The sequence below is a fragment of the Chitinophaga sp. MM2321 genome (assembly GCF_964033635.1).
In the GTDB taxonomy this organism is placed as follows: domain Bacteria; phylum Bacteroidota; class Bacteroidia; order Chitinophagales; family Chitinophagaceae; genus Chitinophaga.
In genome coordinates, this window is the sequence record NZ_OZ035533.1 from 1,961,451 (window position 1) to 1,984,874 (window position 23,424).

Genomic DNA, 23,424 nt, shown 5'->3' on the forward strand with positions numbered 1-23,424 from the left:
TAATCCAGCCTGCTCATTACCCCAATGTTTACTAAAACTAGTTTAGAAACCAGTTGCCTTTCTTGCTGTCCAATCCTGTTTTGATCTGGTTTACAAATTGTAGGGCGTTAACTGATCTGTCCAGAAAATTGTCAATGTAGGTGCTTTTATTAGCCTCCGTGAAGAGGTTATACAGCCTCCAAAGATTGATGTTTCCGTTACTGTCTCTACAGAAACTTTCATCCTTGTAGTAATCCTTTACTACAGCTCCAATCTGATTATCTCCAAATAGGAGAGGTGGCATCTCTGCTTTTATGTCTGTTGGGAGATGATTATACATTCTGGCTTTACCTACCAACTTTGCGAACTGCTGTTCCGTCAAAAAGTAATTGGTTAAATCCTTCATGGTGGCTAGATGACTGGCAGATTGATAGCTACTGAACAGATTGTAAATAGCCGTATAAAGCTGATGCTGGTTTTTTACTTTAAGGTCACCTACATAGCCATCAGACCATACGCACATATTTGTACATACTTTATTCTGAAAGCCTATAAACACTTTAAAATGTTCATCGGCACCTTTCTTTGTAGAAAGGTTATCCAGGTTATAAGCCTTTACACCACCTACAGTTAACGAAAGCTGATTTCCTCCGATGTAATCTGAAATGGATGGTATTTCAATTATAAAAGCCATCCTTTCATAGTAAAGGGTCTTTTCATGCTCTAGTAGTTGATTTACGGGCTTATCTCTCGCTGAGGGAACTCTTCCTTTAATTGGATGGGATAGCCTAGTGTTGGGCTTTAAAACCAGCTCTTTACTGAATAGTTGATCAACAACATTTACCGCCGTCTCTATGAAATTTGCATGACTGATAACCTGCTCATTGTCTTTTGTGAAAACTGGAATAATGTGTGATTCCTTGATCTCCTTTAGTTTGGCTGGTATTGTGTTGGCCTCAATAAATGGCCTGCTTTCTGAAATAGGTACTTCTTCTGACTCAAAAGCCAGATACTCGCGTACAAGTTCCATGATATTGGGATTTTATTGGTTATTAATGTTTGTTCCTAATTGGCTCAGGCGCTGTCTTTGGGTAGTAAACTCCTGCAAATGGGATTGCTGATTTTCAGGACTTTTCATGTACAGGTCCAGCAATTCATCAATGGATTTACAATTGTTTATTTTGTCTGTAAGATCAGGAGGGAGATTTACCTTTGGGTCTGTTGACCCCTGATTGCACCATTCCAGAATTTCTATACCCATGTCAGGTGTAATTATTACTGGTGGCTTGTTCATGAATAAACCAGTCCTGTCTTTACTTGCAGTGGCCTGATTTTTCATATCAAGGTCAAGTACTAATGTAAATTCATAGTCCATACCCTCTCTGGTAATAGCTTTCATTCCTACTTTTTCAGGAACCATCTTCCCGTTTTTTTCGGTAAGAACGTAATCCTGCTTAGTTCTTATAGTGGAAATAACGTGAACAGGTGATTGTAGAATGGCTTGTACAAATGAATTGTGCATCGGTGTGACCTTATTCCAGTTGGTATACGAATTGCCAGTCATGTTCCCATGAATATCAAGAATATACTCCCATTCATGGGTGATGGAATCAATAATAATAGCCTCTATACCTTTCTGCTGGCAGGTTATAATAGCATTAATATATTTCTCAGTAGTAAATGGAGGTGATAATGTTAATACCTGATAGGGGCCTAAATCCGCATACAGATCTGCCGAATTATTCTCAGTATCAATGATGGCTATTTTGTTCCAGCATCCGCATAGACCATAGGCTGTAAGCAGGCTGCTCTTAGTTTTCCCTGAGCCACTTGGGCCAGCCAATGCCATTTTTATTTTTGCTTTATTTCTTTGCGCTTGACGAAGTTGCATGTTTCAGGATTTTGAATAGTAAATAAAAAGGACAAGATGAAATTCACCTTGCCCCGTTAATAAGAAAATTCTGGATGGTCAGCTTCCTTGTAATTGCGGTGTATTCGCCTTACTAAAGGATTCAGGTTGGTACGAATAGGTATGCGCCAGACTAATGACTTCGCCCGTCTGCTGTACAGTATAATCATAAGGATCACACTCTATACGTTCAATTGTACCGGACATTTGTGTCCCTATCAGCATTTTTGCGGTGGATTCGTCAAACGTAGATGGAATGCTAGATTTCTTTGCAGTAGCGTAGAACTTTCCAGTTTGCTGGCTTTGAATCATTTCAATACCACTTTGAATCTCCAGTGTAATAAATGTCTTTCCTGTGCTGCTTTTACGCACATGGTAATTTGTGATGGTAACCATTGAGGTAGATTTTTAGGTGAATTAATGACAGTGAGGTTCAGACACCGGGGGGAACGGTGGAACCTTTCGGGATGGGGCGGTGGTTGGGAGGGACCTTGGTATCCGCGTGAATACAAGGCGGGGGAGCAAGCGTGGGCGAGATTGCTTAATCAATAAAGTACTTTCTTAAAGCCAGGCTCCATTCTTTCAGCACTCCTGTATATTCTTCTATAGGGGATGTTTTAGCCTGTTCCAATTCCTTTATGAATGCGGTATTCAGTGCTAGATCATCCCCAATGAAGGAAAGCCGATAGCACATCATTATTGGTAGTCCTGCTGAAAGATGCTTTAAGTAATTTAACAGGTCAGTTGTAGAATGGAGAGTCAACTCCATATCTCCCTGCTCCAGCCTGTTTAATTCAGGATCGATAAGGTTATTGGTTTCCCTTATGGGGTCCTTACAGGAGCGACTTAGGGGATAGACATAGTAGACTCCCAGTTCGTTGAACCGCGTGTAAATTTTGATTGCTCTTTTTGTTGAAGTGATATTTAGTATGCAAACCACTTCAAAATTAAACTCAACGAAGGGGAGGCTGGTATATTTATTCCATAATTCTTTTTGCTCCGGAGTTAATGGCAGGTATTCTTCTTTTGGAAAATTTTCAAGTGATGGCCAGTGCATATGAGTGAGCAGTGTGCTTTACTTTTTTTGACTTGAATTTAAAAAAGCATACAGAACAATGATGATAATAATTATACCAACGAGATACTTCCATGCCATATCAAACGCCACAATACTGAAGTAAAGAAGCACTAAACCTGCTACTACACCAATTACGTTTCCAATTTTTACAATGTACTTTTCAGAAGAGCGCCTCATCCGGGCTGCCAAAATAACTAATAGTCCGCTTGCAATAATTCTTTCGAATATTTCATCACTAGTATAACCCCAATGTGTTTCATAGTATTCAATTCCTCTTTGAGCTTTTAGTGCTAATGTCTTTAATAGAAAGCAAATAAGAAGGAGTAGCCATTTTCTGTGATTCATTGTAAATGATATTTTTTTTCTATTTGTTAATTTCCATACTAATTAATCCGGTATGATTCTTTATATCATTTTTAATGTTGAGGACAAATTTAGCATAATAGTTATCAGGTAATTGGCTAACTATTTTATAACTTTGATACCCTCCCCTAACTGTAGAAACTTGTCCTTTACGATTTAAGTCCTCTATCAACTTTACCGCGAAATCAAACTTGTCTGGTGTAAACATCATGAAAATCTGATATTTGTTCTTTTTAATAGAGATTGCATATTGGGAGTTATCTATCCAAAGAAAGGCTTCATTGTATCCGGTTGAATAGTTATATGACACTTCATAACCATAGGCTGTCATAGTTTTAATAAAGATGCTTTCATCGCATAATGTGAGTCCAATTAGGTTTGAATAAGTAGGTTCTATAACCTTAGCACCGTTCAGCATGACATGGTCATATTCTGGGATTTTCTGCGCCTTTATTATTAGAGGTGGAATAGCAAGAATAACTAATAAGAAGACGCTCCGTACATTTTGCATAGGTATTTCGTGTTTTAGATTGTTTTGAAAAGTATCTATTGATTTATAGGGAATCTACCTTATCGAAAGTAGGCTATTTTTCAAAATAGAGCAAATTTGCTCTTATTTAGGTTGAGTGATGCCCGTCTCTTTGCCTCTATGAAATATTATAGGGACGAAGCATTTTTACAGAAATTCGGGGAGCAACTAAGAAATATTCGTAAGGGGAAGGGGTTTTCGCAGGAAGATTTAGCTAATGAATGTGGTTTACCACCTAGCCAGATAGGCCGCATGGAGAGAGGGCAGCTCAATACGGCAATTAGCTATCTACCATTGATAGCTAAAATTCTCAAGGTACCAGTAAAGCAGTTAATCGATTTTGATTAGGGTAGGGTAACCAAGGTTATCCAAGTAATCATTTTCTTTTATTTAATACTTTTGAGGTTTTATACTTACCCTACTTACCCTTAAAGTAGTTCATACTCTTTGTCATCCAATTGAAACATCAAAAAATATCCCCAATCACTTTTTTGTTTCTTCCGTTCAAATTTGTTCTTTTTCAGCATTTTCCCCATTATGTTTGGTGAATAGGTAATTTTATTGGAAGTAACCTTTTGAAGGAAAAGAACGATGTTAGTAGCATTATAGAATTTCCCATTTTCTTTGGTACCCGGTGCGAAATATTTTAGAAGCATTTCTTCTTCTGGGGTGCTTATCTGATATTGATCATTATTCTTGCATACTTCTGCTATTTCTTCGTCATTAAACCAATAGGCAAATTTTGATCTGTAAAGACATAATAATTGTGAATATAATTGCGCTAAATCAATCTCATGGTTATAAATCATACTTTCCACTTCATGACATAAGAAACGCCTTGACCCAGTAGGATCATTTAGAAATTCTATACTATTTACTGAGCCAACAAAAGAGGCTCGGCGTATCAATGTCTCGGCATTACGTGCGTATGGTCTTCGCACTCTAATTTGAGATTGTGTAATTACTTCTTTCAATACACCTACGCTTTTTCTGTTCATCGTTTCCAATTCATCCAAAATTATCAGCATACATTCGGAGAGATTAACAATTGTATCTTTGTTGTCTGGGTGAACAAGTCCCATAAATGCGTGGTTCTGCAATTCTTTAGGTACCAAATTTAGTAACCAGGTTGTTTTTCCAATACCTTGCGCGCCTACTAAAACAAGAACAGTATGATTTACCACCTTTGGATCCAGCAGGCCTGCAACCATTGCAACGAGCCATTTCTTTAAATGTATTTCCCATAAATCCTGATTCTTACACCTTATGGTAGACGCCAATTTGCGAACATGATCTTCTTTATCCCATTCAGGAAGATTTTTAAAATATTCACTGAATAGGTCATAACGTGGACTGAAATCCGAATTTAGAAAGTCTGCTAAGAGAGTGGAGGTACATTTAATACCATTCTTAAGAAAGTCTCGCATAATGGAATTGAGCAAATAATCAGTTAAAGAAGTGTATTTCGTCTCTTTTTTCTTCTTTACTTCAACCTGACCGGTAATGATATTGTACCTGCTATCATACCTTTTCTTCAATGCCCATTCTACAGGGTGCATCTGTGACCCAAGAGAAAGACTGTCGACTTCTTCCATATCTGCGAAACTGTCTATAAGAGGGGCGTCTGGCTCGTTTCTTTTATTCATAGTAGGGATCTTGATGAAATTTAAAATAAAGTATAATTGGAGAGTGATTTATTAACAAAAAATACAAATAAAATTAGATATATTCAAATAATATACGTATCTTTGCATGTATTTTGGTGACACCACTTTTAGTATCAGATTCCATAAAATATACCTTCACAGTTTTAAACATTGGTCATAAAGATCAGCCACTAGCAAGCAATTGCTTTCTCCTTTAATATATCAAAAAACCAATAATGAAAAACAATTTATATCAGAATATATGCTTATTGCGTATATCTGGATGAGTAGAAAAATTTTTTTACCTGAGAATCTTGATTTAGACAAGTACATCTCCCAATACCCACCAAATTTTCATCCATTTCATATTGATAACCTACGGTACCTACTGTATCTGGTAAAAGCAGTACCCACACAATCACGTTCGCCTTTGGTTGACGGTTGGACTACACTCTGTGCGCAGATTCTTGTAAAGTATGTCAGGGATTATCAACATTATTTAGGGTATGCTCTGAGAACTGAGATTCTTCAATCAACAGGGGCATATACACCTGGTGAACGTTGCCGTGAATACAGGTTTACAGCAGTTTATAGAAATTCCCCATTGAAGGAAAGCATCGTTAGTGATCCTGTCCTGTTGAAAAAACTATCGATTATCTCCACTGGGGATGATAAAATGGCGATTGCTCAAAAGGAGTACAAGTATGTCACTTCCTTCTTTAAATCTGGCGATCTAGGAATTAATAAGGACAAAGTTATTAACGAACTTAACACCACTTACGTAAAATCTGATCCCAGATACCAGCATGGAATTATTACCATTAACAACATCATGGAACAAAATTGGCGTTTCTCCATTTCAGAAAGAACGAGGAGATTTTATTCCACTATCACTAGTTTACCTCGAAAGTTGCGTCAGTACATAACTTATGGAGGTCAAAAGTTGGTAGAAATTGATATATCCAATTGTCAACCATTTTTTATTCTCGGTTTGTTTAATAAGGACTTTTGGATGAGTCCTACAAGTAGATATGATTTCAAGTTTAAGAACGTGCATCCTCTATTATATAAGAGGGTAAGAAAGACTGATACTAGTATATATTATAAAAGTATAATTAAATATATCAATATGCTAGCAGAAAGCGATGGAAATGCCTACAGTAAACGTTCTTGTGATTTAGAAAAATACCAAAATCTAGTTGTTAGTGGTGACCTCTACGAATATATGATGGATATTTATTTGGAGCACTGCCACATAAAATACCAGGTTAGAGAGGAAGTAAAAAAAATGGTAATGTGGGTAATGTACGGAAATCCAGATGACATAGATATAGATATGGATTGCAGGAATTATCAGATAAATCCCATTGCCCTATTTAAACAACTCTTCCCTGTTGTGCATGGTCTACTCGATCTTTTGAAAAAGATTGATTATCGATATTGTTCGTGGCTTCTACAAGGTATGGAGGGTTTTATTATGCTGAAAATAATACCAAATAGAATTAAGAAGGAAAGACCAGATGTCCCAATTTTTACTGTCCATGATTCAATATTGACAACCGAACCCAATATCGAATATGTTCGGAATGTGATATCAGAGGAGATTGAAAAGCATGTCGGCTATAGACCACCATTAAAATGTAATAATGGGGTTATTGCACCAGTTAGTGCGTTGGTCTGATAGCTTTTGTTTAGCCGTGTGGGAAAAGGCTGCTAACGGCTTTAAAATGCAGCTATTAAGGAATATAGAGGATATAATAACAAAATCTATGAATGAAGGAAAAAATAAGGTGTTTTTTCTATGGGGGAAGGGGCTACTACGAAAAGACCATCTACCCATTTCTGTCTAAAATCAGTATGTTGCTCTTTCGCTTCTTTTCCTAAGATAGCTAAAAGGGATAAACATTTTTCATGCAGGGGTAAACCTGTGATGTTTTTAGTCATTTATAATAATTGAGCATACATTTTAAAGGTTTTAAGCCGAAAGAAGTGATATGCCAATTTCTGCGTTGGAGAACATCTGTGTTCGTTGAATCTTGAGGCTTATATGTATTGCTATAATTTTTAAAGAAAAGGTGTGAGCTAGTCAAAGTAGATTCGGAACCGCAGAAGAAGCGGATGATGTAGCTTTCTTCGTTAATCGGGAGTTTTATTATTTAGAAGTATTTTTCAATTTTCTATAATTTAGCCTAAATCAATTAGGGTATACATCTCAGGAATTTTCATATTTCATAAACGTATACCCTATGTTAATTTCACGAATAAGACACCTGTAGTTGATGAATCACTTTGGATAGCTATCCCTCCTTTGGAATCTTATCATAAAAGCCAGAAAGAAGGGTCTGTCTTTCCTCGGGGAAGGCTTGATTCCAGACTGCTAAGAAAGCCATTTTTACCAAGTCCTCTGGTATTAGACCAAGTTTCATTCCTACTTGCGAAAATAAGACATGTGGATCACGATTTGTCAATCTAATATCAGCTATTATTTTGGCAACCTGATCGGCCTGATCAGGTCTTTTATGCAATGCTGCTGCCAAAATAATTTTAAACTCATCAATTTTTTCCAAGACTGAATTATAAATGTAATTCTCAGGGGATTCACCAGGTAGTCTGAAAATGGAATTGGTAGGATCATCAACCTGCCTAGAGTCTCCATCAATGATACAAATAGATGGGAATTTTTCCTTTACCGTTGGGTTTAACATGTGGTGCTTGTGCATATTGACCGCATTTCCATCACCATTTAACGGATGAATTTCCATAGTATCTAGGGATATGCCATCTTCATACCTAAGCATTGACTCTACCCACATTTTTGCGAATTCATCTTCAACAAAGATCGCAAGTTTGAGATCAATTTCGCCTGTAATTGCCCTGAGTGAATGAATGTTTAATTTACCTTGGTATAATTTTCCATCAATCGTTGCCCAAATAGCCTTATTGGGTAGTGGTTTTAACGCATAGTCAGAATGAGTAGTAAATATTGATTGGATTTTTTTTCGATAGGCAACGTCGATCAAGTATTCAACCATTTTGATAGTTGCAATTGGATGTAACCCATTTTCTATTTCTTCAATTAGCACAAGCGAATTATCTGGCAATGCTTCAATTTGTGAAACCATTCTAATTATACTTGATTCTCCCGCGCCAAAATGAAATTCGGAATACTGCTGACCGCTTTGGTTCTTACCGGAAAGAAAGTCGATATCTCCAGATTCATTGAATCTAATGTACCTGAATGAAGAAACATCTTTCCCTAAAATTTGACTTATGGCTACGCCTAACGTTTGAGTCATGGGATAGATATTAGTCGTTTGAAACATTACTTTGCTATTAGCAAAGCGATTGAATTCATTTTTCTCAATGGGAGGGACAGTACGGGACACTCCAAAATCTAAAACCTTTCTATCCAGTGGATTTCTATTCCATCGTAATCTTTTGAAGTTTGCAGTTCTTTTGATAATATCGTTAGCAACTTTTGACCTATCAATGAGTTCATATTGAATTTCCCAATTGCTCATATCAAGATCTAGGTTACCGCCTCTGGCAAAATATTTTTTTGGTTGAATGTCTTTATAAATGATAGCGGCTGATCCTATTATTGTTGTTTTTCCGCTTCCGTTAGTGCCAATGATAGCCGTGACCGGAAAATCAAATGTTATATTCTGATTATTTAGACCTCGTACACGCGTCAAAAGTATTTTGCTTAGATAGTTACCATAATTTCTATTGGCGGCCTTTTCCAAAAGAGCTTGTATAACGCTGTCGCGAATTTCACTTTGGTACATTGATTTTCTTTTTTAGGATTCTGACAAAACTATGAATTTTGCCACTTGAAACCAGTAATATTTTCTTTTTTTAAAGCAGCATGAAATAATAACCTTGATTTAGCTAGTTATTGAAACATTTAAGTAAGCTAGTAGAGGGTTTCCTCTAGCTTGTCGAGATGGTCTAATAGATTAATATTGCGACCTATAGTTGATGCTTGGCAGTGTAGTAGAGGGTTTAGTTATATCCACGTAACTAGGTATAACTGTTTCCGAAGTAGCATGCCCCATCGCATAAGCATTGCTGGTAGCAGCCACTGTTCAATAGACCGAGTACCATAGATGCATATAACGCCTAATTTATCTATATTGTAGATATTTATAAGTTGTACGCTATAAATTTCGCAACATGACACAAACTGATATAAAACAAGAATTAAGCCTATACTTTTTGAAGCTTCAATCCTTTAATGACATTACTAGCCATGAATACTTGCAAAATCTGGTAATTTATTTAGCCGCTAAACAAATAATTGAAAAAAGGAAAGCCAAACTCTTAAAAGACAAGACTTTTGAGGACATGCTGAATTCTGCATTAAAAGATTTAGATTATGAAAATGTTGTTGAGGAGTATTTGAACGCAGCTAGAAACTTAATGCCAGCTTTTTATAATCAATTTTCCTCTTCGGAAATTCAAAATGAAGTTCTTGAATTATCAACCTCAGATGATGGACTAGAAAAGTGTTATGCTTTTTTAAAATTGAAAGAGTACGGCAACTCCAGAAAGGCAATAGTTACGTTTAAAAGCAATAAACAGATTAATTACACTTACGACTCTGAGCGAAACGAAAAGTCTCAAAGCTACATGACAACGCAAATTATCTCTTTGTTTCAAGAAGGGAATATTTATGAATTTGAAATGTTAGACCCCTCTACTAATTCAAAGAAGCGAATTGGCGATTTGAAATATGAATTAGAAGCACACGGTTTTATTTGTTACTCAAATGCAGATGTTAGAGTTCAACTAAACAGAGATGACCCATTTTTTAATCCTGCAGTTGTATCAGCTGACATAATTGACATTCAAAAGAAATGGTTGGTATCATTTGAATAACAATTGCACAAGAAATGCAGCAAAAGGCTACTTCCTCTTGTCAGTAGCGGCTTTTTAGCATAATTTTTCTAATATATTTTTCGCAATTTTTATTTTTCGCAATTTTTCAGAAAATAGATATACTAGAATGAGGGCGTATATTTTACTGGTTTATACCTATAAATTTATACGCCCTCTTCAATATCACCTGTATAAATACATACGTTTTATCCTACCTTCCTACTAATACTCGGCAATGCCGTAGTCGGCTTCTCCACATGCACATACGTCCTTACTGCTGTTTCAATGGTAGAATGGCCCAATGCATAAGCGGTATCAGTAACAGATATTCCCTGCTGAATAGACCGTGTTCCGAAACTGTGTCTTGCTGCATACAAGTCTTTATCTCCAAAACCTAACGCTTTCATTACTGGTTTGTATATGCGGCGTTGTAGCATATGATCATCGATACACATTCCTCTAGGGGAGGGGAATACGAAATCGTCCTCTTTCCTGCCTTTTATCTGTTTGATTAATAGCAGCCTTAATTCCTCGTTTAGTGGTAGATACCTGACATTATCAGTCTTTGTTTCCTTCCTGATTCGGGCGACATGGCTGGTTCCTTTTACACTCCGGGCAAATGTTTCTGAAATTTCAACGGTGTTAGCAGTAAGGTTTATATGTTTTACACGTAATCCAACTGCTTCTGCGTTCCTTACCCCAGTGTAAAAAATGAAGAGGAAGAAGGGGTAATAATGAGCGTGCTTAAACCGTGAGTTGGAGGGACAATAGGTGTTTTCCTGTATAGCATTCAGGAATGAGAGTATTTCATCTTCTGAAAGCGGCTTCCTCCTGTCAAGCACCTTTTTCTTTACCTTCCTTCTGCTGACATCAGCCAAAGGGTTATAGGTTATTTCTGATTTATTCTGTAGCCAGGTTAAAAAGCTCTTTAAGAATCCCAGCCTTCGATTGAAGGTAGTAGGAGCAACTTGATCCCTGTTAAGGCATATTACAATTTCGTCAACCGGTAGGTTCCCCTGTTTCTCCAACAGCCTCCGTGTATACAGGTAGTCGAAGGAGTTGTCAATGTCAATGTTACGTATATGCTTTGTCCAGAAATTAAATCTTGGAACAAGCTGTTTAAGCAGTTCATGTTTGCTGGTAGCTTCTTTTGGTTGTTCAACCTGCTTTTTAGGCTTTAATAACCGGATCTCTTCTTTGTATTTTTCCAATGATGGATCAAAACAACCTTTCAGTATATCCAGTTTAATTTCTGTGACTTTAACGGTTGCATGATGAAGGTTGCTATCTGTGTACGAATATGGGAGATTTAGTGAATAGCGTTCTGTATTAACCCGCCATCGTAATCTGATACGCCCTTTATGATTGGTGATGCTAATCTCTCCAGGGAGATTCTTGGATTTGTGACCCATTTTGTGACCCAAACCGGGTATTTATAGGTCATATTATGTGCTGGTTTATCCATAGGGGAAAGCTAAATATCGGAGTTTTGAACAATGAAAAAAGCCCTACAGTCTTAACTGTAAGGCTTTTTTCTTAGTGTCGGGACGACTAGATTCGAACTAGCGACCCCTTGCACCCCATGCAAGTGCGCTACCGGGCTGCGCTACGTCCCGAACTTTCCGGTTGTCTCTTTTCAGTGACGGGATGCAAAAGTAGCCAATTATTTCATTTTTTAAAATTTTGTACCCTCTTTTTTGAATTTTTTTTTAATCCCGCTTAGACCCGCGCGTTATCAGGAATACAATCACCGCTATCACTACTGCTACTGCAAAGATACCCGTCCATACGCCTGCCTTGAAAATACCACCGATCACCTGACAACTACTCATAAAAACGATCATTGCTGTCAGCATAAAATAGCTAAGGTGTTTCATAATGTTTGTTTAATGGGGTGAATAGATACAAAATCCAGCTGCATATCCCGTACCAAAAAAATATTTGCAGGTGTCAGAATAATTGCCCAGCTTTATCTTTACAACCAAAATAGCATGGATAAAGGGAAAGCCTTACTTACAGGCTTACAGGTTGTGGCTTCCCATTCCTCACTTTGGGGACGCTTTCTGGAGGGAGACCGCCACGCCTTCGCTGAAATTTATGAAACACATATAGATCACCTCTTTCATTACGGCATGCACTTCTGCCAGGATAAGGAAAGGGTGAATGACGCCTTGCAGGACCTGTTCCAGGACCTGTGGCTCTCCCGTGAACACCTCACTACTACTATTCAGAATGTCCGCTATTACCTCATCAGCAGCTTGCGCCGCCGCCTGCTCCGTTCCCTGCAAAAAGACCGCCGCTGGCAACACCGCGACTCCTGGGAATCTTTTGAGTTCGAATACACGCTCCCAAGAGAAAATAACCTGATCCTGGAAGAAACTGCAGCAGAACAGCAACGTTTGTTGCAGGAAGCCCTGGGCCATCTTTCCCGCAGGCAACGGGAAGCTATTTACCTCCGCTTTTATCAAAACCTCAGCTACCAGGAAGTAGCCGGCATTATGGCCATGCAGGTAGATTCCGTATATAATACCATCTCCAAAGCTATCAGCATCCTGAAAAAAACAATTCCCCTCCCTTTATTGCTCACACTTTTGAGCAGATAAAAAAAACTTTCCCAAAAGCGATGAGATTTAACCCGCTACCTGCTCTTTAAGAAAAAGCGCATCTTTTGGCATTCAAAGACTATTCATCATATTCTGCCCGTGAATTCGCACTGGATGAAGATTTTCAGCAATGGATATTGGAGCCGGAGGTACATCATGTGTTCTGGGAAAGATGGCTGCTTCAATATCCTGATAAAGCACCCGTCATCCGGGAAGCGAGGCAACTGGTGCAAAGCATCGGCTTTAAGTCGTACCAGCTGTCCTCCGGTGAAAAGGAGCACCTGTGGGAGGCTGTATGGAGTGGACTGGAGGAGCAGCAGGGCGCTGAAGAGATTCCGCGTAGCACCTGGTGGAAACATGCCTGGAAATATGCAGCCGTATTGGTGATAGGTACTTTACTGGCAGGCGGATGGTGGATGATGCAGGACGGTAATAAACCGGTGATCGTAAGTGCGCATACAAAGCTGGGGGAAACAAAAACCTTCCTGCTGCCCGATAGCTCGGAAGTGACACTCAATGCAGATTCAAAACTCCTGTATGCTGCACAGGATCAGCAGCTGCGCGAAGTATGGCTGGATGGTGAGGCTTTCTTTCATGTCAAACATAAATCATCTCAACAAAAATTTATCGTACACACTTACGACAACCTGAGTGTGGAAGTATTAGGTACACAGTTTAATGTGAATAGCAGCGGTAAAGAGATCGTAGTGGTATTACAACAGGGTAGTATCCTGCTCAATATCGGCGAAATGCGTAACGATAAAGCTGCTAAAATGTACCTGAAACCCGGCGAACTATTACGTTACAACAAACTGGATGGTGACTATACCAAAAGCAGTGTGAATGCTTCCCGTTATACTTCCTGGCGTACCGGCAGACTGGTAATGGAAGATTATTCACTGGCAGATGCAGCTGCTTTCATGCAGCAGGTCTTTGGTAAAACATTGGTCGTGCGCGACACACAACTACTTAACTACAAGGTTTCCGGCTCCATGCCCCTTATTTATGATGCTGATACCATGTTGGTACAGCTGCGGAGAGTTTTCCGTATGCAATTCAACCAAAGAGGCGACGAAGTCTGGATTCAAAAGAAATAAAAGGCAGGCCACCTTTTACCATAGAAAGTTTCATTATTAATCGTTAAAACCTGTTCAAAATGAAAAAAGGTTTACGTGTATTGCTAATGCAATCATTAGCCCTGTATTTCCTATCACAATCGGCAACCGCGCAGGACCTGGCTATAAGCGGGCAAAAGATTCCCCCTGAAACTGGTAATCGTACTAACATACAACCCGATGAATCTTCCCTGAAAACAGTGTTGCACCTGATAGAAGATCATTTTAAGGTATCTATCGCTTACAAAAGCAACCTGGTGAAAAGTAAACGGGTACAACTATCTGTTACTGCCTGCCAGTCGCCGGAAGAGGCCCTGCTCAAAGCATTATCTCCCTTTAATCTTCACTTTGAAAAAGTGCGCGATCATTTTTACATGGTAACGGAAAAAGCGGCATCAGCACCCGTTCCGGCTGCACACGATATCAACCTGCAACAGCACCCGGTAAAGGGGCTGATCAAAGATGAAAAAGGGAATCCTGTTGGCGGTGTAACCGTTCGCGTTACCGGTACTTCTACCGGTACTGTCACCAATACGGATGGTACCTATGCACTCAGCACACCCGGTAAAAGCGATGATCAGCTGGAGATCACCTACATCGGTTATGAAACACAATACATCGCTGTAGGCAACAGGGCAGTCATCAATATTACGTTGAAAGAAGGCGCCAGCGCCCTCAATGAAATCGTGGTGACAGGTTACACCACTCAGCGCAAAAAAGACCTCACAGGGTCTGTAGCCGTGGTGGATATTGATAACCTGGTAAAACAACCCTCCGCACAGATAACAGAACAACTACAGGGACAGGCATCCGGTGTAACCGTAATCGGATCAGGACAGCCCGGAGAAGCGCCGCAGATAAGGATCCGCGGTGTCAATACTTTTGGCAATAACGCACCGCTCTATGTCGTTGATGGTGTTCCTACTGATGATATCGCAGATCTCAACCCCAATGATGTAGCCAGTTTGCAGGTATTGAAAGATGCCGGTGCAGCTTCTATTTATGGTGCGCGTGCATCCAATGGCGTTATTATCATCACTACCAGGAGAGGTAAAGGAAAGATTGCGGTCACCTATGATGGCTACTATGGCCGCCAATATCCCAAAAAGGGCAATGTCTGGAATACACTCAATCCGCAGGAACGCGCCAACCTCCGTTGGCTGGCCTATAAAAATTCTGATGTAGATCCCAGTGATGCACTGTATGGAAACGGCGCCACACCAGTATTACCGGACTATATTCTGCCCATGGGCGCTAAAGAAGGCGATCCTTCTACAGATCCCAGCCTGTATTTTGTAAATCCGGATTATACCGATCCTGAAGAAGTGAATGATTTTTACCAGATCGTAAGGGCCAATAAAGCCGGAACTGACTGGTACCACGAGGTTTTCCGGCCTGCACCTATTACCAGCCACAACGTGGCCGTGAGCGGTGGCAGCGATAAGGGGAACTATCTCTTTTCCCTCAACTATTTCAATCAGCAAGGCACGCTGATAAATACTTACCTGAAAAGATATACGATCCGGTCTAACACGCAATACAATATCCGCAGCAATATTAGGGTAGGAGAGAACCTCGCATTCTCCATGACAGACAACCCTTCTGTAGACATTCTTTCATCGGATGCAGTGATCGGTCATGCTATGCGTGAACAAACACTGATACCTGTATACGATATCAAAGGAAATTTTGCCGGTTCAAAACCGGATGATATGGGAGATGCCTTCAATCCCGTAGCCATGCAATACCGCACCCGTAATGACCGTGGCCTGAGTACACGTATGTTTGGTAATATTTATGGAGAAGTAGACTTCCTGAAATACCTGACTTTTCGTACCAGCTTCGGCGGACAGATTTATTCCAACTGGCAGCACACATTTACTTATCCGCAGTATGAGAATAAAGAAAATGCCAGCGTAAATTCTTATTCAGAAAACGCTTCTAACGGTCACGACTGGACGTGGACGAACACCCTTACTTATCACCAGCTGCTGGATAATAAACATGACCTGAAAGTGCTTGTGGGCACGGAAGCATTCGATAGCCGCAGCCGTGAGGTGGGCGGTACCACCCAGGATTATTTCACCTTTGATCCTAATTTCCCGGATCTTTCCAGTGGTACAGGTACACAAACAAACTTCAGCAACCGCTCTATGGATGCGCTGTATTCCCTGCTGGGCCGTGTTGATTATTCCTTTAAAGATAAATACCTGATCAGCGGTACGATCCGCCGCGATGGTTCTTCCAGGTTCCTGAATAATCATTTTGGATGGTTCCCTGCTGTAACAGCAGGCTGGCGTATCTCACAGGAAGAATTTATGAAGAAGGTGACCTGGATCTCCGATCTGAAGATCCGTGGCGGATGGGGTGTGATGGGTAATCAACTGAACCTGGGTGTTAACAACGGCTACTCTCTCTTCGGTGGTAACCGTAACTCTTCCTATTACGACCTGAGTGGAGTAAATAATGGACTCACGCCGGGTTTTGCAGGATTTCAGATTGGTAATCCCAATGCAAAATGGGAGAGTGATGTAAACGCCAATTTTGGGTTGGATGCAACTTTACTCGACGGTCATCTCGATTTCTCTGTTGATTATTTCCGTAAAGATATTAAAGACCTGTTGTACAACCCTGAGCTGCCGGGCCTTGCTGGTACCGGAACCTCGCCCTTTGTGAATATTGCCCGCATGAAAAATGAAGGCTTCGACTTTTCTGTTGGCTGGCATGCAAATCTCGCCCGCAATCTTAAACTAAACGTAATGGGTACACTGACTACCTATAAAAATAAGATCGTTAAAATTGCAGATGGTGTAGATTATTTTGAAACAGATTCCCGCCGTTTTGATGGCGGCAATATCATCCGCAACGCGGTAGGACAATCGGTATCTTCTTTCTTCGGATATAAGATCGATGGCTTCTGGAATACAGCAGAAGAAATTGCAGCAGCAGATGCACAGGCACAAAAGGTAAACAATGATCCGGAAGCCATCTATCAGACCGATGAAGGGCTGGGGCGTTTCCGCTATGCTGACGTAAATGGCGATGGACAGATCAATGCAGACGACCGTACTTTCCTGGGTAATCCCAATCCTGATTTCTCTTACGGTCTTAATATCGGTCTTACTTATAAAGCATTCGACTTCAGCATTTTCCTGTTTGGTGTGCATGGCAATCAGATCTGGAATAATGTACGCTGGTGGCGTGATTTCTACGCTACTTTCGAAGGTGCAAAAAGTAAAACAGCTTTGTATGATTCCTGGACACCGGAAAATCATAACGCGAAAGTACCCATTCAGGAGATCAACCGGTACACGAGCACCAGCGCAGTTCCTAACTCCTACATGGTAGAAAACGGTGCCTATCTGCGCGCTAAAAATATGCAGATCGGCTATACGTTGCCTGCCGGCGCATTGAATAGATTACATATAGAGAAGTTCCGCGTATACGTGCAGGCTGCAAACCTGTTTACCATTACAAAGTATTCAGGGCTTGATCCGGAAATCGGTGGCTCCGGTATTACCGATTTCGGTGTAGACGAAGGTTCCTATCCCAATCAGCGCCAGTTTCTTATTGGTGTAAATGTGGGTTTCTAATATATGCTTCATTAAAAATGTACGATCATGAAATCATTCAATCATATATTATTAGGTACAGCTTTTACCATGGCTGCTTTAATGTCCGGTTGCAGCAAAAGTTTCCTCGAAAAGCCGCCACAGGCTGCACTGGATGAGGGTCAGATGACAAGTAAAAAAGGCGTGAACATTTTGCTGATAGGCGCCTATGGTGCACTGGACGGACAGGACTTCGTAGACGGCGATATGGTAAATCTCTCCGGCGGAAGTGGCTACGCGGTATCTCCTGATAACTGGATCTATGGCAGCGTATGCGGTGGAGATGCGCATAAGGGCAGCTCTCCGGATGATGCCAGTTCCGCACTGACCATCGCTATGTTTGGCGCTACGGCTACCGACGGTTTCTTTAATGATAAATGGCGCGTTGGCTATGAAGGTATCCGTCGTTGTAATTTTGTATTGTATCTCCTGGGTAAGGTAACGGATATGACAGATGCCGAGAAGGCAGAAGTGGCCGGGGAAGCACGTTTCCTGCGTGGTCATTATTATTCAGACCTGAAAAAGATGTTTAATAAAGTATCTTATATTGATGAAAACACCTCCGGCTTTGAAAACCTCGATGTGGATCAGTTTAAGGTACCGAATGATAAAGATATATGGCCGCTGATTGAAGCAGATTTTAAATTTGCTTATGAAAATCTGAATGACAGACAGTCGGAAGTTGGTCGCGCTAATAAATGGGCTGCTGCCGCTTATCTGGCTAAAACATACCTGTATGAAGGTAAATATACAGATGCGATGCGGCTCTTTGAAACCGTGATCCACAACGGTATTACAACAAAAGGACTGCCGTTTAAACTGATGCCGAAGTTTCATGATAACTATGATGCGGCCACTGAAAATAACCAGGAATCTGTATTCTCTATTCAATACAGCGCCAATGATGGTTCCGGAACAAGTGCCAATGCCAACCAGGGCGAAATGCTGAACTATCCGTATGGCGGACCTTTCAGCTGTTGCGGGTTCTATCAGCCTTCACTGGATCTGGCTAACTCTTATCGCACGGATGCCAACGGTCTTCCTTACCTCGACGATTATAATCAGCACCCATTGAAAACAGATATGGGTATTGCCAGCACGGCTTCTTTTACACCTGATCAGGGCAACCTGGACCCGCGACTGGATTGGACCGTAGGCCGCAGAGGGCTGCCTTATCTTGATTGGGGACTCCATCCCGGCGACTTGTGGATTCGCAGCCAGGCTTCTGCCGGCCCATATTCTCCGCTAAAGAATGTATACATGCAGTCCACACAGGATAAGTATTACGATCCCAACGGATGGGCGCCCGGTAATGCGATCAACTATGTACTGATCCGTTTTTCAGATGTATTGCTTATGGCTGCTGAATGCCAGGCGCAGGCCGGAAGCCTGGATATCGCCCAGCAATATGTAGACATGGTACGTGGCCGTATGATGGACCCGGTAGGATGGGTACATACTTATATTGATCCTGCTGATCCGTTGGGAGGTGCAACAGATACACCCGCCGCGAATTATAAAATCAGTAAGTATCCTGCCAACACTTTTACAGCAAAAGGAAAGGCATACGCCCTGAAAGCAATTTACTTCGAACGCAAGCTGGAACTGGCTATGGAAGGACACCGCTTCTTCGACCTGGTACGCTGGAAAACTGCTGCAACAGATTTGAATAAATTCTTTGCATATGAAACAACTATCACCACTGATCTTAAAGGTGCCCACTTTACTGCCAATAAAAATGAATATTTCCCTATTCCCCAACGCCAGATAGATCTGAGCACAAAGAATGGCACTTCAGCACTCATACAAAATACTGGGTATTAATTATTGCATATCATAAGGCGGAGTACATCACTCCGCCTTCTTTTAAACCATTCATATGAAACATGGCTATTTCCTGCCACTGTTAATGGCCCTTGCTATGCCTGCGCAGGCCTGGCAACAATGGATTACAGCAGATAAACCACTGGAACAGCACTGGAAAATTCAATCATCCGTTAACGTTAGGGGAGATGGTAAAGAGATTTCTTCCGGTAGTTTCTCTCCTGCAAACTGGTACGCTGCCAAGGTACCCGGTACCGTGATGGCTGCACTGGTAGATAACGGGGTATACAAAGATGTTTTCTTTGACCGGAATATGGAGAAGATCCCCGGAGATCAGTTCAAAGCTCCCTGGTGGCATCGTACTACGTTTGAGCTGCCCGCTATGCAGGAAGGACAGGTAGTACAACTGGTGTTTAACGGGATCAATTACCGGGCAGACATCTGGCTGAATGGTGTGCAGATCGCCGCAGCAGATACGGTGAAAGGCGGTTTCCGCCGGTTTAGGTTTGATGTGAGCAAGGTGGCGCATACCGGCACTAACGTGCTGGCACTAAAACTTACTGCCCCCGGTCCCGGTGAGCCCACGCTCGGCTTTGTTGACTGGAATCCTGCGCCACCGGATCATAACATGGGTATCTGGCGTGATGTGCACCTGCTGTTAAGCGGTCCAGTCGCCATTTCCCAGCCTTTTGTACAAACAAGGGTGGATACGGCTACCTTAAAACGTGCAGCCCTTACCGTGAGTGCGCTCCTGCATAATCACAGCGATAAAGCGGTGAGTGGTACACTGGAAGGCAATATTACTCCGGGCATTACTATCTCTCAAAAAATAACTTTATCTCCCCATAGCAGCAGGAAGGTTGTCTTTACCCCGCAGGAGTACGTACAACTGAATATCAGCAATCCCCGCCTGTGGTGGACCCGCGACCTGGGCAAACCGGAACTGTATAAGTTGTCGTTGCAATTTGTTGCTCCTACGGTATCGGATAAACGAACGGTTACCTTTGGCATCCGCTCTGTAGGGGATTACATCAATGCCGAAGGACACCGTGGCTATACGCTCAATGGTAAGAAGCTGCTGATCCGCGGTGGCGGCTGGACAGACCCTATGCTACTCAACGCTACCCCGGAATATGAACGGGCAGGTATTGAATACGCTGTACATATGAACCTCAACACCATCCGCATGGAAGGCTTCTGGGGAAACAATCAGCATCTCTATGATCTGTGCGATGAGAAAGGTATCCTGATCATGGTGGGCTGGAGTGCGGCCTGGGAATGGGATAATTATTTTATCTCGGAAGCAGATGATTTCGGCGGCATCAAGACCCCGGAGCAACAGTTTGTTGTAGCAACATCCTGGAAAGACCAGGTTATATGGTTGCGTAACCATCCTTCTGTATTTGTATGGGTGTATGGTAGTGATAAACTTCCCCGCCCCGCACTGGAACAAAAATACCTCGACATCCTGAAAGAATATGATCCTACCCGCCCGGCATTGAGTTCGGCGCATGATAATACCAGCAGTATCACTGGCCCTGCTGCCGTAAAAATGCGCGGCCCTTACGATTATGTGCCACCGGACTATTGGTATATAGATGATAAAAACGGCGGCGCCTTCGGCTTTAATACGGAAACAGGTCCCGGCCCGGAAGTGCCGCTGCTGGAGAGCCTGAAGAAGATGATCCCCAAAGATTCCCTGTGGCCTATCAGCAGTTCCTGGATGTATCATGCGGCAAGGGGGGAGTTCCACAACCTGGACTATTACAACAATGCGATGAATAAGCGTTTAGGCGCGCCCGTTAGCCTGGAAGATTACCTGCGCAAAGCGCAGTATCTCAACTACGAAGGCATGCGCGCCATGATGGAAGCCTTTACGGCCAATCGTCCGCGTGCTACCGGCATTATCCAGTGGATGTATAATTCCTCCTGGCCTAAATTGTGGTGGCAGCTATACGATTATTACCTGCTACCCACCGGCGCTTTCTATGGTGCAAGAAAAGCCGGAGAGCCATGGCATATCTCCTACAACTATGGAACAAAGGGCGTGGATATTATCAACAACACCAGCATGCCGGCGCCATCCCTGAAAGCAAAGATTCATGTACTGGATGCCGCGCTGCATAAGGTATGGCAAAAAGATACCGTTATCAGTGGACTGGCTGCCCAGGATGCCCTGCACCTGCCGGCATTGCCGGAAATACCCGCCACCACTACGTGGTTCCTGGATCTGCGCCTGGAAGAACAGGGCAAAACAGTTAGCCGCAATTTTTATGTGCTATCAACAAAACAAGACTTGCTGGATACTGCGAAAACCAATTGGTACGTGACCCCGCAAACACAGTTTGCAGACCTGCAGTTACTGCAGCAATTACCTCCCGTAAAACCGGAAGTGCAGCAAACATTCACACAAAAGGGGTATACTACTTTTGCACGGGTAACAATCCGTAACCCGGGTACACACCTGGCCTTTATGATACACCTGGATATCCGCCGTAAGACAAGCGGAGAAACTGTTGTACCGGTATTTTGGGAAGATAATGATTTCACATTACTGCCAGGTGAAAATATCACTATTAATAGTTATGTTTATACCAAAGATCTGAAACAACAACCCGCGATGATAGCTGTTAGTGGCTGGAACATCGTATCAACCAATCAAGAATGAAACGTAACTATTACATCGTCGGTTTAATAATGCTCACCTTTTTTGTGATTTCTTTTCTGACCAATGTGATTGGCCCGCTGATACCCGATATTATCAAGGGTTTCAATTTGAGCCTCACGATGGTAGCATTATTACCGTTTGCTTTTTTTATTGCTTATGGTGTGATGAGTATTCCCGCAGGCATGCTCATAGAACGGTACAAGGAAAAGAAGATCATGATAGCTGCTTTCCTGGTGGCTTTTAGCGGGGCATTACTCTTGTCTTTGTATCCGAATTATTTAACCGCTGTACTGTCGCTTTTCTTAATTGGCTGCGGCATGGCCATGTTACAGGTGGTGATCAACCCGCTGTTACGTATTTCCGGCGGAGAAGAGAACTATGCTTTCAACTCCGTGCTGGCGCAGCTGATCTTCGGACTGGCGTCTTTTGTTAGTCCACTCGTATATTCGTACCTGGTAGTAAATATGCACGATGGTTCTATGGGTGGTTTGGCATCCCTGGTGCCGGCAAGCCTGCCCTGGATATCACTCTACTGGCTGTTTACCTTGATTTGTCTGTTGATGGTGGTAATCATTGCTGTGTCAGTATTTCCACAGGTAGCCCTTACAAAGGAAGAAGAAGTAGGTCCGCTGAAAACACATATGGATCTGCTGAAGAAGCCAGTGGTATTACTTTATTTCGCAGCGATCTTTTGCTATGTAGGAACAGAGCAGGGCATTGCCAATTGGATCTCACAATTCCTGGCCACCTATCACCAGTATAATCCACAAACGACCGGCGCTAATGCGGTCGCCTATTTCTGGGGACTGATGACAGCAGGTGGTGTATTGGGACTCCTGTTACTTAAACTGGTAGATAGCCGGAAAGTATTGATAGGCTTTACTTTGCTGGCGATGATCAGTCTCACTGCGGCATTATTCGGTAATGGTCAAACAGCACTCATCGCTTTTCCGCTGGTAGGTTTCTTCGCTTCCGTGATGTATCCGGTTATTTTTTCCCTGGCGCTAAACTCGGTATCAGAACACCACGGCTCTTTTGCAGGCATCCTTGTTACAGGTATTATCGGCGGCGCGATTTTACCGCTTATTGTCGGCGGCCTGGGTGATCATTGGGGATTACGTACCGGTATGTGTTTCCTGTATCTGACGATGGGATATATTCTGAGCATCGGCTTCTGGGCAAGACCGATTATAACAAATAAGACGATAAAACTATAAG

Annotated in this window: 19 protein-coding genes and 1 tRNA gene; 8 read left to right on the forward strand and 12 right to left on the reverse strand. The window is 41.9% G+C overall.

What is annotated here, in order from left to right:
- Positions 1 to 37: 37 nt before the first annotated feature.
- The 7 genes from ABQ275_RS07605 to ABQ275_RS07635 form a co-directional block, all read right to left on the reverse strand.
- Positions 38 to 1,009 carry a DUF3871 family protein gene (locus tag ABQ275_RS07605; protein WP_349317683.1) on the reverse strand — a complete coding sequence of 324 codons (972 nt, stop codon included), beginning with the start codon at positions 1,007 to 1,009 and terminating at the stop codon, positions 38 to 40.
- A 12-nt stretch (positions 1,010 to 1,021) separates the two neighbouring features.
- Positions 1,022 to 1,870, reverse strand: a complete 849-nt coding sequence (locus tag ABQ275_RS07610) for an AAA family ATPase (RefSeq protein WP_349317684.1) — start codon at positions 1,868 to 1,870, stop codon at positions 1,022 to 1,024.
- Positions 1,871 to 1,948: 78 nt separating this feature from the next.
- On the reverse strand, positions 1,949 to 2,284 hold the full coding sequence (locus ABQ275_RS07615) for a hypothetical protein (protein WP_349317685.1): 336 nt from the start codon (positions 2,282 to 2,284) through the stop codon (positions 1,949 to 1,951).
- Between the two features lie 145 nt (positions 2,285 to 2,429).
- Entirely contained in the window at positions 2,430 to 2,945 is a 516-nt protein-coding gene (locus tag ABQ275_RS07620) for a hypothetical protein (RefSeq protein WP_349317686.1), read from the reverse strand.
- An 18-nt stretch (positions 2,946 to 2,963) separates the two neighbouring features.
- Positions 2,964 to 3,311, reverse strand: coding sequence for a hypothetical protein (locus tag ABQ275_RS07625; protein WP_349317687.1), 348 nt, complete (start codon positions 3,309 to 3,311; stop codon positions 2,964 to 2,966).
- Between the two features lie 19 nt (positions 3,312 to 3,330).
- Positions 3,331 to 3,840: a hypothetical protein gene (locus tag ABQ275_RS07630; protein ID WP_349317688.1), complete on the reverse strand. Its 510-nt coding sequence runs from the start codon at positions 3,838 to 3,840 to the stop codon at positions 3,331 to 3,333.
- A 446-nt stretch (positions 3,841 to 4,286) separates the two neighbouring features.
- Positions 4,287 to 5,504, reverse strand: coding sequence for a VapE domain-containing protein (locus ABQ275_RS07635; protein ID WP_349317689.1), 1,218 nt, complete (start codon positions 5,502 to 5,504; stop codon positions 4,287 to 4,289).
- Between the two features lie 262 nt (positions 5,505 to 5,766).
- Between ABQ275_RS07635 and ABQ275_RS07640 the strand changes: the two genes are divergently transcribed.
- The gene (locus tag ABQ275_RS07640) at positions 5,767 to 7,185 is read left to right on the forward strand and encodes a hypothetical protein (RefSeq protein WP_349317690.1); all 1,419 of its coding nucleotides are present in this window, start codon (positions 5,767 to 5,769) and stop codon (positions 7,183 to 7,185) included.
- Between the two features lie 86 nt (positions 7,186 to 7,271).
- On the opposite strand, the gene ABQ275_RS07645 is transcribed toward ABQ275_RS07640, so the two are convergent.
- Both ABQ275_RS07645 and ABQ275_RS07650 read right to left on the reverse strand, forming a co-directional pair.
- Positions 7,272 to 7,448 (reverse strand): hypothetical protein, encoded by a 177-nt coding sequence (locus ABQ275_RS07645; protein ID WP_349317691.1) that lies wholly within the window; start codon positions 7,446 to 7,448, stop codon positions 7,272 to 7,274.
- A gap of 353 nt (positions 7,449 to 7,801) precedes the next feature.
- Positions 7,802 to 9,292, reverse strand: a complete 1,491-nt coding sequence (locus ABQ275_RS07650; protein ID WP_349317692.1) for an AAA family ATPase — start codon at positions 9,290 to 9,292, stop codon at positions 7,802 to 7,804.
- A gap of 388 nt (positions 9,293 to 9,680) precedes the next feature.
- On the opposite strand from ABQ275_RS07650, the gene ABQ275_RS07655 reads away from it, so the two are divergent.
- Entirely contained in the window at positions 9,681 to 10,385 is a 705-nt protein-coding gene (locus tag ABQ275_RS07655) for a hypothetical protein (protein ID WP_349317693.1), read from the forward strand.
- 206 nt (positions 10,386 to 10,591) lie between these two features.
- On the opposite strand, the gene ABQ275_RS07660 is transcribed toward ABQ275_RS07655, so the two are convergent.
- From ABQ275_RS07660 to ABQ275_RS07670, 3 genes are all read right to left on the reverse strand, one after another.
- Positions 10,592 to 11,809 (reverse strand): site-specific integrase, encoded by a 1,218-nt coding sequence (locus ABQ275_RS07660; protein WP_349317694.1) that lies wholly within the window; start codon positions 11,807 to 11,809, stop codon positions 10,592 to 10,594.
- Between the two features lie 118 nt (positions 11,810 to 11,927).
- A tRNA-Pro gene (locus ABQ275_RS07665) sits at positions 11,928 to 12,001 on the reverse strand.
- Positions 12,002 to 12,094: 93 nt separating this feature from the next.
- Positions 12,095 to 12,262 (reverse strand): phosphatidate cytidylyltransferase, encoded by a 168-nt coding sequence (locus tag ABQ275_RS07670; protein WP_349317695.1) that lies wholly within the window; start codon positions 12,260 to 12,262, stop codon positions 12,095 to 12,097.
- 114 nt (positions 12,263 to 12,376) lie between these two features.
- Between ABQ275_RS07670 and ABQ275_RS07675 the strand changes: the two genes are divergently transcribed.
- From ABQ275_RS07675 to ABQ275_RS07700, 6 genes are all read left to right on the forward strand, one after another.
- A complete protein-coding gene (locus ABQ275_RS07675) occupies positions 12,377 to 12,988 on the forward strand; it encodes a sigma-70 family RNA polymerase sigma factor (RefSeq protein ID WP_349317696.1) in 612 nt (203 codons plus the stop codon).
- A gap of 65 nt (positions 12,989 to 13,053) precedes the next feature.
- A complete protein-coding gene (locus ABQ275_RS07680; RefSeq protein WP_349317697.1) occupies positions 13,054 to 14,085 on the forward strand; it encodes a FecR domain-containing protein in 1,032 nt (343 codons plus the stop codon).
- 59 nt (positions 14,086 to 14,144) lie between these two features.
- A complete protein-coding gene (locus tag ABQ275_RS07685) occupies positions 14,145 to 17,696 on the forward strand; it encodes a TonB-dependent receptor (protein WP_349317698.1) in 3,552 nt (1,183 codons plus the stop codon).
- 27 nt (positions 17,697 to 17,723) lie between these two features.
- Positions 17,724 to 19,538 carry a RagB/SusD family nutrient uptake outer membrane protein gene (locus ABQ275_RS07690; RefSeq protein ID WP_349317699.1) on the forward strand — a complete coding sequence of 605 codons (1,815 nt, stop codon included), beginning with the start codon at positions 17,724 to 17,726 and terminating at the stop codon, positions 19,536 to 19,538.
- 55 nt (positions 19,539 to 19,593) lie between these two features.
- A complete protein-coding gene (locus ABQ275_RS07695) occupies positions 19,594 to 22,206 on the forward strand; it encodes a glycosyl hydrolase 2 galactose-binding domain-containing protein (RefSeq protein ID WP_349317700.1) in 2,613 nt (870 codons plus the stop codon).
- Entirely contained in the window at positions 22,203 to 23,423 is a 1,221-nt protein-coding gene (locus ABQ275_RS07700) for an MFS transporter (RefSeq protein WP_349317701.1), read from the forward strand. Before ABQ275_RS07695 ends, ABQ275_RS07700 begins: the two co-directional genes overlap by 4 nt.
- Position 23,424: the final 1 nt, after the last annotated feature.

What these genes read in the sequence shown, in the direction of transcription:
- ABQ275_RS07605 (WP_349317683.1), bottom strand. Translation starts at nt 1,009, where the DNA reads ATGGAACTTGTACGCGAGTATCTGGCTTTTGAGTCAGAAGAAGTACCT.
- ABQ275_RS07610 (WP_349317684.1), bottom strand. Translation starts at nt 1,870, where the DNA reads ATGCAACTTCGTCAAGCGCAAAGAAATAAAGCAAAAATAAAAATGGCA.
- ABQ275_RS07615 (WP_349317685.1), bottom strand. Translation starts at nt 2,284, where the DNA reads ATGGTTACCATCACAAATTACCATGTGCGTAAAAGCAGCACAGGAAAG.
- ABQ275_RS07620 (WP_349317686.1), bottom strand. Translation starts at nt 2,945, where the DNA reads ATGCACTGGCCATCACTTGAAAATTTTCCAAAAGAAGAATACCTGCCA.
- ABQ275_RS07625 (WP_349317687.1), bottom strand. Translation starts at nt 3,311, where the DNA reads ATGAATCACAGAAAATGGCTACTCCTTCTTATTTGCTTTCTATTAAAG.
- ABQ275_RS07630 (WP_349317688.1), bottom strand. Translation starts at nt 3,840, where the DNA reads ATGCAAAATGTACGGAGCGTCTTCTTATTAGTTATTCTTGCTATTCCA.
- ABQ275_RS07635 (WP_349317689.1), bottom strand. Translation starts at nt 5,504, where the DNA reads ATGAATAAAAGAAACGAGCCAGACGCCCCTCTTATAGACAGTTTCGCA.
- ABQ275_RS07640 (WP_349317690.1), top strand. Translation starts at nt 5,767, where the DNA reads ATGCTTATTGCGTATATCTGGATGAGTAGAAAAATTTTTTTACCTGAG.
- ABQ275_RS07645 (WP_349317691.1), bottom strand. Translation starts at nt 7,448, where the DNA reads ATGACTAAAAACATCACAGGTTTACCCCTGCATGAAAAATGTTTATCC.
- ABQ275_RS07650 (WP_349317692.1), bottom strand. Translation starts at nt 9,292, where the DNA reads ATGTACCAAAGTGAAATTCGCGACAGCGTTATACAAGCTCTTTTGGAA.
- ABQ275_RS07655 (WP_349317693.1), top strand. Translation starts at nt 9,681, where the DNA reads ATGACACAAACTGATATAAAACAAGAATTAAGCCTATACTTTTTGAAG.
- ABQ275_RS07670 (WP_349317695.1), bottom strand. Translation starts at nt 12,262, where the DNA reads ATGAAACACCTTAGCTATTTTATGCTGACAGCAATGATCGTTTTTATG.
- ABQ275_RS07675 (WP_349317696.1), top strand. Translation starts at nt 12,377, where the DNA reads ATGGATAAAGGGAAAGCCTTACTTACAGGCTTACAGGTTGTGGCTTCC.
- ABQ275_RS07685 (WP_349317698.1), top strand. Translation starts at nt 14,145, where the DNA reads ATGAAAAAAGGTTTACGTGTATTGCTAATGCAATCATTAGCCCTGTAT.
- ABQ275_RS07690 (WP_349317699.1), top strand. Translation starts at nt 17,724, where the DNA reads ATGAAATCATTCAATCATATATTATTAGGTACAGCTTTTACCATGGCT.
- ABQ275_RS07695 (WP_349317700.1), top strand. Translation starts at nt 19,594, where the DNA reads ATGAAACATGGCTATTTCCTGCCACTGTTAATGGCCCTTGCTATGCCT.
- ABQ275_RS07700 (WP_349317701.1), top strand. Translation starts at nt 22,203, where the DNA reads ATGAAACGTAACTATTACATCGTCGGTTTAATAATGCTCACCTTTTTT.